This is a genomic window from Gordonia rhizosphera NBRC 16068 (assembly GCF_000298195.1).
Lineage (GTDB): Bacteria > Actinomycetota > Actinomycetes > Mycobacteriales > Mycobacteriaceae > Gordonia > Gordonia rhizosphera.
Genome location: NZ_BAHC01000097.1, coordinates 13,846 through 27,681 on the forward strand (window position 1 = coordinate 13,846; position 13,836 = coordinate 27,681).

A 13,836-nucleotide genomic window follows, 5' to 3' on the forward strand; every position below is an offset into this window, starting at 1 on the left:
TTGCCTCGACCTCGCTGGGTCGGGGTCGGATGCTGTCAGCGCATGAGGTCGACGATCTCGCGCAGCGAGGCGCCACCGAGGATCGCCTCGACCGGCACATCCTGTCCGAGAGCATTTTTGACGCGTCGGCGCAGGTCCAGCGCCTGGAGCGAATCGAGCCCGAGTGCGACCAGCGGTGTCTCGGGATCGAGTTCATCGCCGGTTCCGGTCAGTCCCATGGCCGTGGCGAGTTCGGCCCGCAGGACGTCGCCGATCGACGCTGCCGCAGCCGGCCTCGCGTCATCCGACACCGATTGCACCGTGTCGCGCTCATCCACCGTTTCGAGGCCGGCGGGCGGCTCGGCCGGTGGGGTCTCGCGGCGCGGCGAAGCTGCGGGGCCTGGGATATCCGGCAGCACCGCCTGATAGCCGAACACAGTGAGCAGATCACGTAATTCGGCCCAGTCCGCCGAGAGTACGACGCTGTCGGTGGCAAGGTCGGCGAATCCGACGCGCAGCGCGGCGGCCGGCACCATCGGGATCACTCCCGCGCCACGTACCCGTGCGACACCGCCTTCGTCGAGGGGTCCCTGCACCTGCCAGAGTCCCCATTGGATCGCGGTCGCCGCGAACCCGTCGGCCCGCAGGTCGGCGGCGGTGATGTCGACCATACGGTTGGCCATCGCGTAGAGGGCCTGGCCCCGGCCGCCCAGGGACGCCGCCAGCGACGAGCAGAGCAGTACGTGGAGGTCGTCGGCGGCCGGTACGTGTGCGAGCACGCGCCGCGGGCCGGTTACCTTGGCGTCCCAGGTCTCGGCGATCTGGGTGCGGTCGATCGTGTCGACGGGGGTCTCGACGTAGGTCATCGCGGTGTGGATCATCATCGTCACCGGTTCCGGCAGCGCGGATGCCATCTGTTGCACCGCTGATTCGTCGGTGATGTCGCAGGCGATGACGTCGATAACGGTGCCGGTCTGGGCACGCAGCGCGTCGAGTCGTCGCGCGGTCTCGGGCGTGTCACCCGACCGACTGATCAGGGTGATCCGACCCGCGCGGCCGGCCGCCGCCGCGTAGTGGCGGCAGAACTCCATCCCGAGTCTGCCGGTGCCGCCGGTGATCAGGATGTGCCGGGTGTCGGGGGAACTCACGTGGTCCGCGGGCTCGGCCGACTCCAGGCGTTTGACGTAAAGGGTGCCGTCGCGCTGGGCCAACTCGGGTTCGTCCGCGACGTGGACGGCCGAGATCACCCGATCTCCCACCGGCACATCGGATGTCGGGTCGAGATCGAGGTGGCGGAACCGGACGGTCGGGTATTCGGCCGCCGCGCAGCGCAACGCGGCCGTGATCGGACCGTGCAGCGGATCGGGTACCGGATCGTCGTCGGTGACCTGTTCCCCACCGATCGTCACCCACCAGAACTGTTCCGGCAGCGTCTCGAGGCCGGCGCGCCACCCGGCGTCGGCGAGCACCTGTGCGAGCAGTTCGGCCGCTTCGTCGGGTTTGGTGCCGGTCGGGCCCACCAGCAGGACGGCCGTGTCGATGACGTCCGCGGATGCGCCGGGGTCGTCGACGATTCGCGCCACCGCCCCCTGCCCGCCGGCGGCCGCGCAGATCTCGGCACCCGGTCCGGCACACTGACCGGTGGGGTCGAGAACGGCGATTGTCCTCGGTGCCAGTAGTTTTCGTCGCTTGAGTGGCTGCCATCGGCTGACCAGTCGTTGGACGTCGCCACCCGATCGCGCGGTCGCCCACTCGGGCGAGTTGACCTCGTCGGTCATCCCCGCGTCGCGGTCTGCCCACAGATGCATGCGGCGCATGACGGTGTTGGGGAATCCCTCCAGCGGCAACCACCGCGGCCCGTCGTCGTCGGTAGCGAGTGCGTCCCAGCGGAACCCGGTGTCGGCGACCGCGAGCGTCGCGAGGCTGCGGGTGAACTCTTCGAGACCTACGGCGTCGCGGCGCGAGGAGCCGATGACCGGCCGGTCGGCCGGGCTCGCCTCGTCGAGGCCGGACAACGTCTCGGCCACGGCGAGGATCAGAGTGGGATGTTCGGACAGTTCGATGAAGAAGTCGGCACCGTGCCCGGTGACGGATTCCGCGACCGCCTTGTCGAACCGGACCCGGTTGCGCAGGTTCCAGAACCAGTAGTCGCCCAGCGTCATCGACTCGTCGACCGCCTCGCCGAGGGTGGCGCCGATACACGGTAGATCGCCGGGCAGCATGCGCCCGTGTTCGAGGTAGGTACCGAGGGCCTCGATGAAGGCCGGCTGGTAGTCGCTGACCACGCTGGTGTGCGCCGGGTATTCGACCCGGATCTCCTTGGCGAACTTCCCTTGCGCGGTGAGCATGTCCACGATCTCGAGGACGGACTCGCGGCGGCCCGAGACGCACAGGATGTGCGCCGAGTTCACCACCGAGAGTTGCGCCCAACCCGAATGGCGGGCCAACAGCGCCTCGCATTCGTCGACGTCGATGCCCACCACCGCCATGGTGTGCCCGCGCGGGGACAGTTCGTGGACCAGGCGGGCGCGAACGGTGACGATGGCCAACGCATCCGACAGCGTCATCACCCCACTGCGGTAGGCCGCCGCGATCTCACCCTGGCTGTGCCCCAGCGTCATCGCGGGCACCGCACCGGCGGCATCCCACATCGCGGTGAGCCCGACCATCTGCATGAACAGGCCCGGCTGGACCACCCGGACGTCTGAGACCGCAGCGTCGTCGCCGGCGAGGTCGCCGAGCACGTAGTCGCGGGGCGACGATCCGAAGAGCTGCAGGGACTGCTCGTGGCAGGCGTCGACGGCCCGACGAAAAGCCTCGGACCGGTTGTAGAACTGCCGGCCCATCCCGGGTCGCTGGCTGCCCTGTCCGGGGTAGGTGTAGGCGACCCGGCGCCGGGTCGCCGCGCCCGTCCCCCGGATCACTGCCGGATGCGGACGATCGTGTGCCAGCGAGTCGAGCGCCTCGACGAGTTCGGCGGTGTCGGTGACGGCGGCGAGAGCGCGATACCGCCGCGCCGGCCGCGTCCGCAGCACCTGCGTGGCGATCGCCTCGGCGGGGACGTCGGGGTGGGTGCGAGCGTAGTCACGCAGGGCCGCGGCCTCCGCCGTGAGCAGCTCTGCGGCATCCGAAGAGAGCAGAACCGGGATGCGGCCGTCGGGCAGACGGTAGGAGGCGGCGTGTGCGGATGATGTGTTCTCAGACATGGGCTTTGTCTCTGTCGGTCAAGGGCATTGCGATGATGGTGTGCGCGTTGGTGCCGCCGACGCCGAAACTCGACACCGCGGCGAGGCGTCGGCCACCCCGGGGTTGCCATTCCCGCCGCTCGGTGGACAGCCGCAGCGCACCCCGATCCCAATCCAGTTTGTCGGTGGGGTCGTCGGCGAACAGGCTCGGGACGGTGACGCCGTGGCGGCCGCACAGCAGGACCTTGATCAGTCCCAGAATCCCGGACGCGGCCTGGGCGTGACCGGCGTTGGATTTCACCGATCCGAGCAGCACCGGGTCGTCGGCCGGCCGGGCCGCACCGTAGGTGTTCTGCAGCGCCTGCAGTTCCATCGGGTCGCCGAGTGGGGTTCCCGTCCCGTGGCCCTCGATGACGTCGACATCGGCCGGGCAGATCCCGGCCGCGGCGACGGTGCGTTCGATGAGCCGCTGTTGCGCGTCGGCGCTCGGTACCACGATCGGCGCCCCGCGGCCGTTGTGGTTGACGCGGGTCGCCAGCACGGTCCCGAGGATGCGGTGCCCCAATCGTCTTGCACGGCTCTCGGTTTCGAGTACGACCACCCCGGCGCCCTCACCCCACAGAGTGCCGGTGGCCGAGGCGCTGTAGGAGCGGCAGTGCCCGTCGGCGGCGAGGCCGTTGTTCTTCGCGAACTCGAAGAACGCGCCGGGCGAACCCATCACGCACACCCCGCCGGCGAGCGCCCAGTCGCATTCTCCACCGCGAATGGCGTTGGCGGCCAGGTGTACCGCCGTCAGCGAGGAGGCGCATGCGGTGTCGACGGTCATGGACGGCCCGACGGTGCCCAGGGCATGGGAGATTCGCCCGGCCACCGCGCCCAGGGCGGTCCCGGCGATCCGGTGGCCGCTGTGGTCGTTGACCGCCGCCGCCCGCGGGCCGTATTCGGTGATGGAGGCACCCATGTACACGCCGACCTCATCGCCGCCCAGGGCGCTCGGGTCGATGCCGGTGTTCTCCAGCGCGCGCCACGCCACCCGCACGGCGACCCGCTGCTGCGGGTCCATCGCGATCGCCTCGCGCGGGCTGACTCCGAAGAACAAGGGGTCGAATTCCGCTGCGCCGCGCAGGAAGCCACCGGCGTCGGGGACCTCGCCCCAACCGTCGAGCCAGCCGAGCGACAGCACCTGGTCGACCGGCCAGTCCCGGTCGCGCGGGAACGGTTCGATGAGTTCGTCACCGCCGGCCAGCGCTTCGAAAAACGCGTCGGGGGTCTCGATCCCGCCGGGCGCCTCGACGGCCATCCCGGCGATCACGATCGATTCGGCGATACCCGCCATCAGCGCGCCGCCGCGGTATCGGGTTCGGTCAACACCTCGAGCACCTCGTGCGCGTTGTCGTGCAGGTAGAAGTGGCCGCCGTCGAACACGCTCACCGCCACGTCGTCGCCGTGCGCGTTCCACGCGTGCAGTTCGTGGGCTTTGATCGCCGGGTCGTCGGCACCCCCGAGCACGCGGATCGGTGTGCTGATCCGGTCGGCCGACGACGCGGTGTAGGCGTCGAAGGCCAGATAGTCCGCCCGCAGCACCGGCAGCGCCATCCGCATCACCGCCTCGCTGGCCATCACCGGACCACCGGTCCCCTCCAGCACCGACAGGTGGGCCATCAAGCCCTCGTCGTCGGTGGGGTGGCGCGGCAGGTCTGCCACCCGGCTCGGCGCGGCCGTCGCGGACACCACGAGACGGGCGACGTCGGAAGAGCGGGCGCGCTCGGTGAGGCGGACGAACTCGAAGCCGACGATGCCGCCCATGCTGTGGCCGAAAACGGTGACGGGAGCGCGCGTCGCGTCGGGGCGCTGCACGAACTCGGCGTGCGCCTCGGCGGCGAGATCGGCCAGCGCGGTGGCCGCGGGTTCGCGCATGCGGTCCTGCCGTCCCGGGTATTGCATGATCAGCACGGTGAATTCGCGGCTGAACCGTTCGGACAGGGCCCGGTACGCCGACGCTCCGCTGCCCGCGTGTCCGAAGATGAGCAGGAACGGCAGATCGGGCCGCAGGGGCTGGTGGAACTGGCGCAGCACACCGATCGTGGGCCGAGTGTTCGGGGGTGTCGTCATGTGCGCTCCTCTCTCACTGGCGATTGAGCATAGGCTAACCTAATCCGCATGATGTCTGTTCATCGCCTCCCGGGTGCGAGCGGTCCGGATCATGTCGCCGTGGGATCGTCGGCGACCTATTCGATCGGTCGGGAGATCACCGACGTCCCCGCCGACGTGGTCGCGGCGGGCGGACCGGTCGTCCCCGACCTGACCGGGCGTTTCACGCTGCGGCCCGTGGACCCGGACGGTACCGACCCCGACATGCTGGTCGAATGGTTTGCGCGTCCGCATCTGGTGGAGACGTGGGAGCAGGAATGGGGCGTGCAGCGGTGGCGCGCCGACTCCGCCCACCGGCGGGCCGGCGACTACTCCCGTCCGCTGATCGTCGCGCTCGACGGCACCGAGGTCGCCTACATCGAGCTCTACCGGCCCACCCGCGACGAGATCGCCCGGCTGTATGCGGCCGACCCGCACGACATGGGTCTGCACATCGCCACCGCCGACCCGGCGCTGACCGGCCGCGGGATCATGTCGGCGTTCATGGCCGACCTCGCCCGGGCGGTGTTCGACACCGATTCGCGTTGTCGCCGAATCCTTCTCGAACCCGATGCAGGCAACACGCGGATGCGTCGCGCGCTGACGAAGCAGGGGTGGGTCGACCTCGGCGAGTTCGATGTGCGCCCCGACCGACGTATCGCCCTGTACGCCCTGGGCCGCACCCCGGCCGACCTCCCGGCGACCTGACCGGCGGGAGCGCACGCCGTCGCGCCTCGTCATGGTCGCGTCACCTGGCCGAGCCGCGCGGGGCGGGCGTCGCGGTTCCGTCGGGACGCGATGCGCAGGACGCGGTTGGACAGTTCGCCCAGGGAGCTGAGGTTCGGGAATCCCGGCCCCTGCGCGAATCCGGCGAGGTTGGGCAGGTACAGCTTAGGCGTCAGCCCGGTGACCGCGAGATCGTGACCGATCGACGTCTCGATGCGCTCGAGGGTGGGAGGCCAGCCCAGGGTCAGCTCCAGCAGGTCGGCGGCATCGTCGGTGAACAGGTCCAGGAACCACAGCGGTTGGCCGCCGGTGGCGTCGACGACGAGGTCGAAGCTGTGCGTCTGCGGCGGCCGGCCGGGGTTGTGCAGGGTCACCGCGATCAGGTCGCCGGCTCGGCGCGCGGACACGGCGCGGCCCTGCAGGTGGTGAATCCGGTTGTCTCCGAGAAGGTTTTCCTGCACGCGTACCGAGAACACGCCGCGGTCGGTGCGGCGGATGACATCTCGTCGCTCCTCGGGGGTGAGGTTCGGCCAGCCGGTGGGATCGCTGAACATGGCGTTCTCGAAGTAGCTCTCGCCGCGGGTGTAGATGGTGGCACCCGGCGAGATGACCGACACGGTCATCACGTCGTGCCGGGCCAGTTCGTCCAGCGCCGACCCCGCGGTCTCGCCTCCGCCGATCACCGCGGCCCGCGACGCGGGCGGTAATGCGCGCCGCGACACCAGGTCCCAGAACGAGGCGATCGACAGCACCCGCTCGTCGTCGACCATCGCCGTCTGGCTCGAGCCTGGCCCCGTGATCATCAGCGCGTCGCCGACGACCTCCTCGATTCCGCCGTCGGGGGTGGCGACCTCGAGGGCCCACCGGTCCTCGTCGGCGCAGATGGCGCGGACCGATCCGATCACGAGGTCGAGTTCGGCGCGCGCGGCGACCCACTGCAGATAGCGGGCCCACACGTGGTGCTCCGGATGCGGTCGACCCCGGTCGACCCATTCTGCGTAGGTCTGGTGTTCGACGAGGAACGACATCCAGCTGTAGTCGAGCATGCGGCGGCTGATCTCGGCGTCGTGGTCCGCGCGACCGTGTCCGGCGACGGCCGAACGGTACGGGAACCCGATGTCCTTCTCCGGGCTGGTCCCCAACCGGTGACGGCCGTCCGTCCAGCCGCCGATGGACTGCCAGTTGGCGCCGACGTCATGCGCCTCGACGACACGCACATGCGGCGCGGGCAGGCCCAGATCCCGCATGACCTTGGCCTTGGCGGCGACGGCGAGCGCCTTGGGGCCTGCACCGATCACCAGCAGCGTGGTTGGTGTGGATGGGTTCGGGCCGGGCATCAGCGGGTCACCTCGCTCGCCTGCGCCAGCTCGTCGTCGTCCATGGCGGCGATCTCCAGGTAGATCGCGGCGACCTGTTCGAGCCGGCCCGGCGTGTCGTCCGATGCGTCGATGCGGCGGGCGAGGTCCCGCACCGTGCGGGCGGAGAAGATGTCCACGATGCCGACATGTGGGGCGTCGAGCCAGTCCCGGATTCGGGCGATCACCTGTGTGGCCAGGACCGAGTCGCCGCCGACGGAGAAGAAGTCGTCGGTCACGCCGAGGCGGTCCGGCGAGATCGACAGCACCCCGGCGATGATGTCGATCAGCGCAGATTCCAGATCATTTGCAGAAGCATGGATCTCACCGTCGGAGCCGCTGCCGGCGAGCAGCGACCCGACGGCCCGGCGGTCCAGTTTGCCGTTCCGGGTGAGCGGGAGGGACTCGAGGATCTCGATCCGGGACGGGATCATGTAGCTCGGGAGGAGCTCGCCGAGCGCGGCCTCCGCGTCGATCCGGTGCGAGCCGTCGGCGGTGATCGCGGCGACGAGACGCGGCGTGCCGTCCCCGGCGACCATGGCGACCGCCTGGCGCACGCCGTCGAGCGACCGTAACGCACCCTCGACCTCGCCGAGTTCCACCCGGAATCCGCGGATCTTGACCTGATCGTCGGCGCGGCCGAGGAACTCGATGGTGCCGTCGGGCCAGTAGCGCGCGAGATCGCCGGTGCGATACCAGCGTTGGCCCTCCCGTTCGACGAATCGGTGCGCAGTACGCTCGCGGTCGTTGCGGTAGCCCTTGGCCACCCCCGCACCGCCCACCCAGAGTTCACCTGTGACCCAGTCCGGGCAGTCGCGGAACTGCGAATCCACCACGCGGCATTCGACATTGCGCAGCGGGGTGCCGAACGGCACGGCGGTCCAGTGCGTGGGCGGATCGAGGATCTCGCACACGGTGCCGTGGATGGCGATCTCGGTGGCTCCCCCGAGTCCGGCGAAGCGGGCGTGCGGAGCCATCGCGTGCATCCGGCGCGGCAGGTCGACGCCGACCCAGTCGCCGCCGAGCAGGGCCGTCCGCAACGAATCCCCCAGTCCCGCCGGATCGGACTCGGCGACGGTCAGGAGCATGTCGAAGGCGCTCGGCACACAGGTGAGGATCGAAGCGCGGTGGCGGCGGAGCTGATCGAGCCAGGCGGCCGGATCCTTCGCCGCCTGCGCGTCGACCGTGATCACGGCGCCGCCGGCGCTGTAGATACCGAAGATGTCGTACACGGAGATGTCGAACTCGAGCGCGGCGACCGTCAGCGACCGATCGTCGGCGCCGACATCGAAGCGGTCGTTGATGTCGTCGATGGTGTTCATCGCCGCACGATGGGGTACCTCGACACCCTTCGGGGTGCCGGTCGAGCCCGAGGTGAACAGCACGTAGGCCACCGACTCCGGGTCGGGGAGCAGCGCGCCGGTCAGCGGTATCCGATGATCCCGGGCGCCGGGCAGATCCAGGGCGACGACCCCGCCCGGAATGTTCTCCAGCGCGCTGCCGGCGCCGAGAATCACTCGGATATCGCCGGTGTCGATGATCGACGCTCTGCGGGTGGCCGGCTGGTCGTGTCCGATGGGAATCCACACCGCACCGGCGGCGAAGACACCGAGGGTGGCGATGACCTGCTCGTGACCCTTCGGCAGCTGCACGCCGACGGCGTCACCCGGGAGCACGCCGACGGCCCGCAGCGCCCCGGCGACCGCGAGGGCCTCGGCGGCGAGTTGTCCGTAGGTCATCGTCGCATCCCGCCAGATCAGCGCGGTCCGGTCGGGGTCGTGGGTGGCGGTGCGGAAGAACTCCTCGTGCAGGACGCGTCCGGATGTCGGTGCGGCCGTGTCGTTCACGCGTCGTCGGGTGGTGCGCTGGCCGGCCGGCAGTTGCGGCGCCGACGTCGCCAGCCAGCCCGCATCGCCGTCGCCGAGTCGGTCGACGGCGGCGGTGTACTGGGCGAACATCGCCTCGATCACGCCGGGTGGGAACGCGGACTCGCGGACATCCCAGTTGAGCAGCAGTCCCCCTCGGACCTCGGTGACCTGGGCATCGAGGACCACCTGTGGCCCCTGCGACACAATCCATTCCGGTTCGCCCAGCAGCTCGAGCACATCGTCGGCGAACAGCTCCCCCAACCCGAGGGCGCTGGTGTACACGACCGGCGCCAGCACCTGCTCACCCCGGGCACGTCCGAGGTCGCGCAGCACCTCGAGAGCTCCGTAGCTGGAATGGGACCCGTTGGCGTGCATGGTCTTCTGTATCGACCGGGTCAGATCGAGCACCGACTGTGCATGCCGTAGGTCCACATCGACCAGCACCGACGAGCTGAAGTCGCCCGACACCCGCTCGATGTCGGGATGGACCGGTTCACGCTGGAACAGCGGGACATTGAGCAGAAACCGGTCCTCGCTCGACCAGGCGCTGATCGTCGCCGCGAACACCGCGGCCAGCGCGACGGCGGGTGTGACACCGCGCTCGTGTGCGGCGGCCAACAGCGCGCCCTTCGTCGCCGCGTCGACCCAGTGGTGGTGGCGGACCACCCGGTGGTCGATGACCGCGGTGTCGCCACCGGTGGGAAGTGCCGGCGCGGTGGGTAATTCGCCGAGGCGATCGGTCCACCAACGCCGGTCGCGCTCACGGTTTGGATTCGGGTGTTCCCGACGCCGCTGTAGATAGTCACGGTAGGTGTAGCCCGGGGTGGGCGGGGTGCCGCCGTGGTAGAAGGTGACCAGATCGGCCAGCAATACCCGGTAGCTCATGGCATCGGCGGCGAGCATGTCGATGTCGAAGTGCATCCGGTGCCGGTCGTCGGGCAGCAGCGTCAGCGTGAGGTCGACAACCTGCCCGGCGGCCACATCGAGCATCTGGTGGCTCTTGCGGTCACGGATCTCCGCAAGCTCCGCCTCGACGTCGTCGGGAGGTAGATCGCGGAGATCGTTGACGCGGAACGGATCATGCGGCAGCGACGCCAACACGCGCTGAGTACCGTCGGGCAGGAACTGGGCCCGCAGCATCGGGTGCAGGTCGACCAGGGCGTGGGTGGCCGACTGGAGGCGGTCGGGATCCAGGCCGGCGCCGTCGAACTCCACGTAGAGGTGGGCCGCGACGCCACCGAGATCGGCAGCGTCGGTGCGGCCCACCCAATAGGCGTGCTGCATCGGCGCGAGTTCGAACGAGTCACCCTGCGCGTCAGCGGAGTCTGCCGCGGGCGCCGGGAGATCCTGCGCGCTGTTGATCGGGGCCGGCTCGGTGGCGGCCAGCATCGCGACCCAGGCGCCCACGGTGGGTTCGGCCGCGAGGTCGGCGAAGGTCAGTTGGTGTCCACGCCGCCGCCATTCGCCGGCGATCTTCATCATCCGGATCGAGTCCAGCCCCATCGCGATGAGATTGTCGTGATCGTCGATCTCGGCGGACGGTAGGGCGAGGATCTCGGCGATCCGGGCACGGACCTCGTCATGTGCACTCATCGGTGCTGGTTCCCTTTCTGCCGCGCCAGGCGGTCACAACCATGATCGGCACTCCTCCGGAGCACATCGGACGTGAATTAGGTAAGCCTAAACTATCCAATCTCACAAGTCGCGACCCCTCGCCAAAGGCTCGGCCTGCCCGCTCGACTCCGGTCTGGGACAGTCGAGGGTGTGAGAATGATGCACGTCATCGAACCGGTGGCTGCCACCTCCGCAGAGCAGCGGAGGTGGATGCGATGACCACGCCGGCAACCGTCACACCGAACGCACACCACCGGCTCTCCGGGCACGAGGTCGTCCTGCTGTTGCAGACCGATGCCCATCGCGGGCTCACCGATGAAGCGGCCCGCGAGCGCTTCGACCGGTTCGGGCCCAATACACTTCCCGCTCCGCGCGGGTCGAGTCTGGCGCTCAGGATCCTGCGCCAGTTCCACCACCCTCTGATCTATGTCCTGCTGGGTGCCGGCGCCGTCACCGCGGCACTGCAGGCATACGTGGACTCTGCGGTGATTTTCGGCGTGGTGATCGTCAACGCCATCGTGGGGTTGATCCAGGAGTCCCGGGCGGAGGCGGAACTGCAGAGTCTGCGCACGATGGTGCACACCGACGCCACGGTGGTGCGTGACGGCCGGGAGCAGGTGATCGCCTCCGACGAGTTGGTGCCCGGCGATCTGGTGCATGTGGAGGCCGGGGACAAGATCCCCGCCGATATCCGGCTGCTCCGACAGACCGAACTGCGCATCGACGAATCGGCATTGACCGGCGAGTCATTGTCGGTGTCGAAGGACGAGGTGATCCTGCCCGAGACAACGCCGGTGGCGGATCGGCGCAACATGGCCTACTCAGGGACGTTGGTGACGGCGGGGACCGGTGCGGGCATCGTCGTCGCCACGGGAGCGGAAACAGAGATCGGTGAGATCCATCGTCTGGTCGGTGCGGCCGACGTGACGGCGACGCCACTGACCGAGAAGCTTGCCTGGTTCAGCAAGATCCTGACCGTGGGCATCCTCGGGCTGGCGGCCGCGACCTTCGTGATCGGGCTGTTGCGCGAACAGGATGCGGTGGAGATGTTCACCGCGGCCATCGCACTGGCGGTCGGCGCGATCCCCGAGGGACTCCCGGCCGCCGTGACGATCACGCTGGCGATAGGCGTGGCACGTATGGCCAAGCGCCGAGCCGTTGTGCGCCGTCTGCCTGCGGTCGAAACCCTGGGCAGCACCACCGTGATCTGCGCCGACAAGACGGGCACGCTGACCGAGAACCAGATGACTGTGCGCGAGATCTGGACACCCGACGGATCGGTGGAGGCCTCCGGCTCTGGCTACGCCCCCACCGGTGCGTTGCAGCTCCGCGACGGGGCGCAGGCCTCGATCGATGCGAACGCCGCGCTGCGCTGGTCACTGTTGGCGGGTGCGGCATGCAACGACGCGGCGCTCACGCGCGATGGTGAGCGCTGGGACATCGCCGGTGACCCAACCGAGGTCGCCATGCTCGTCGTCGCCGCCAAGACCGGTCTCACAGCCGATCATTTGGGGGCGGCCCTGCCACGGGTCACGACGCTCCCGTTCAGTTCGGAACGCCAGTACATGGCCACCCTGCACAGCTCCGGCAACGACGGCCATGTCGTGCTCGTCAAGGGTGCGGTCGAGCGGATACTCGAATTGAGCAACACCCAGATGGGGGCCGATGGCGCGCTGTCACCGATCGATCGTCGGGCCGTTCTGCAGGCAGTCGACGCGCTTGCCGCGAAGGGGCTGCGGGTGCTGGCCACAGGAGTGCGCAGCCCGGCCGACGGCGCCGACCTCACCGAGGAGGCTCTCCGGGGCACTGTCACGTTGACGGGTCTGCAGGCCATGCTCGACCCGCCCCGCGCGGCGGCCGTACCGGCGGTGGCCGCCTGCCATTCCGCCGGCATCGCGGTGAAGATGATCACCGGCGACCATGCCCGCACCGCAGGTGCGATCGCCGGCGCCGTCGGACTGCTCGACCCCGATCAACCGGTCGACCGGGAGATCCTGACCGGCACGGAGTTGTCCGAGATCCCATCCGACGAGTACGACGACGCCGTCGAGCGTGCGAACGTCTTCGCCAGGGTGTCGCCGGAACAGAAGTTGCGGCTCGTCGAGGCACTACAGGACAAGGGTCACATCGTCGCGATGACCGGTGACGGTGTCAACGACGCGCCCGCGCTGCGGCAGGCCAACATCGGGGTCGCGATGGGCCGAGGCGGTACCGAGGTCGCCAAGGACGCCGCCGACATGGTGCTCACCGACGACGACTTCGCCACCATCGAAGCCGCGGTGGAAGAGGGCCGCGGCGTCTTCGACAACCTCACGAAGTTCATCACCTGGACGCTACCCACGAACATCGCCGAGGGACTGGTGATCATGGTGGCGATCGCCCTCGGGACGGCGCTGCCGATCCTGCCCACCCAGATTCTGTGGATCAACATGACCACGGCCGTGGCACTCGGACTCATGCTGGCCTTCGAACCCAAGGAGGCCGGCATCATGACCCGCGCGCCGCGTGACCCCGGTCAACCGCTGCTCACCCGCGCCCTGGTTGAGCGGATCCTGCTGGTCTCGATCCTGCTCGTCGCGGGATCGTGGGTGCTCTTCGAGTGGGAACTGTCCCGTGGGGCGATGGAGTCCGAGGCACGGACCGCGGCGCTGAATCTCTTCGTGACGGTCGAGGCGTTCTACCTGTTCAGCTGCCGCTCGCTGACCCGATCGGCATGGCGTATCGGACTGTTCACCAATCGCTGGCTCATCGTCGGGGTATCGGTGCAGATCGTCGCCCAACTCGCGATCACCTACCTGCCGGTGATGAACACGGTGTTTCAAACCGCGCCGCTCGACCTCGGCGTCTGGCTGCGCATCGTCGGCATCGCCCTCGTCGCCAGCCTGGTGGTGGCGGTGGACAAGTGGCTACGCGCCCGTGTGGGGAACCTCCCCCGGTGATCGGAAGCCGTTCGTCCCCCGGACCTGCGATCGTCCCCCG

General features: G+C 69.3%; 7 protein-coding genes. 2 read left to right on the forward strand and 5 right to left on the reverse strand.

The annotated features are described in order from the left end of the window. Positions 1-35: 35 nt before the first annotated feature. The 3 genes from nbtC to GORHZ_RS11250 are packed head-to-tail and all read right to left on the reverse strand — an operon-like array spanning position 36 to position 5,276. Positions 36-3,185, reverse strand: a complete 3,150-nt coding sequence (nbtC, locus tag GORHZ_RS11240; RefSeq protein WP_006333033.1) for a nocobactin polyketide synthase NbtC — start codon at positions 3,183-3,185, stop codon at positions 36-38. Further along, the gene (locus GORHZ_RS11245; RefSeq protein WP_373279595.1) at positions 3,178-4,503 is read right to left on the reverse strand and encodes a beta-ketoacyl [acyl carrier protein] synthase domain-containing protein; all 1,326 of its coding nucleotides are present in this window, start codon (positions 4,501-4,503) and stop codon (positions 3,178-3,180) included. The genes nbtC and GORHZ_RS11245 overlap by 8 nt, the downstream gene beginning before the upstream one ends. Further along, on the reverse strand, positions 4,500-5,276 hold the full coding sequence (locus GORHZ_RS11250; protein ID WP_006333035.1) for a thioesterase II family protein: 777 nt from the start codon (positions 5,274-5,276) through the stop codon (positions 4,500-4,502). The genes GORHZ_RS11245 and GORHZ_RS11250 overlap by 4 nt, the downstream gene beginning before the upstream one ends. 99 nt (positions 5,277-5,375) lie before the next feature. Here GORHZ_RS11250 and GORHZ_RS11255 point away from each other — a divergent pair, with 99 nt between their 5' ends. Continuing rightward, the gene (locus GORHZ_RS11255; RefSeq protein ID WP_006333036.1) at positions 5,376-6,002 is read left to right on the forward strand and encodes a GNAT family N-acetyltransferase; all 627 of its coding nucleotides are present in this window, start codon (positions 5,376-5,378) and stop codon (positions 6,000-6,002) included. A 29-nt stretch (positions 6,003-6,031) separates the two neighbouring features. On the opposite strand, the gene GORHZ_RS11260 is transcribed toward GORHZ_RS11255, so the two are convergent. Beyond that, positions 6,032-7,357: a SidA/IucD/PvdA family monooxygenase gene (locus tag GORHZ_RS11260; RefSeq protein WP_006333037.1), complete on the reverse strand. Its 1,326-nt coding sequence runs from the start codon at positions 7,355-7,357 to the stop codon at positions 6,032-6,034. After that, positions 7,357-10,836, reverse strand: a complete 3,480-nt coding sequence (locus GORHZ_RS11265; RefSeq protein ID WP_006333038.1) for a non-ribosomal peptide synthetase — start codon at positions 10,834-10,836, stop codon at positions 7,357-7,359. Before GORHZ_RS11265 ends, GORHZ_RS11260 begins: the two co-directional genes overlap by 1 nt. Positions 10,837-11,072: 236 nt before the next feature. Here GORHZ_RS11265 and GORHZ_RS11270 point away from each other — a divergent pair, with 236 nt between their 5' ends. Next, positions 11,073-13,796: a cation-transporting P-type ATPase gene (locus GORHZ_RS11270; protein ID WP_006333039.1), complete on the forward strand. Its 2,724-nt coding sequence runs from the start codon at positions 11,073-11,075 to the stop codon at positions 13,794-13,796. The last annotated feature ends 40 nt before the right edge of the window (positions 13,797-13,836 follow it).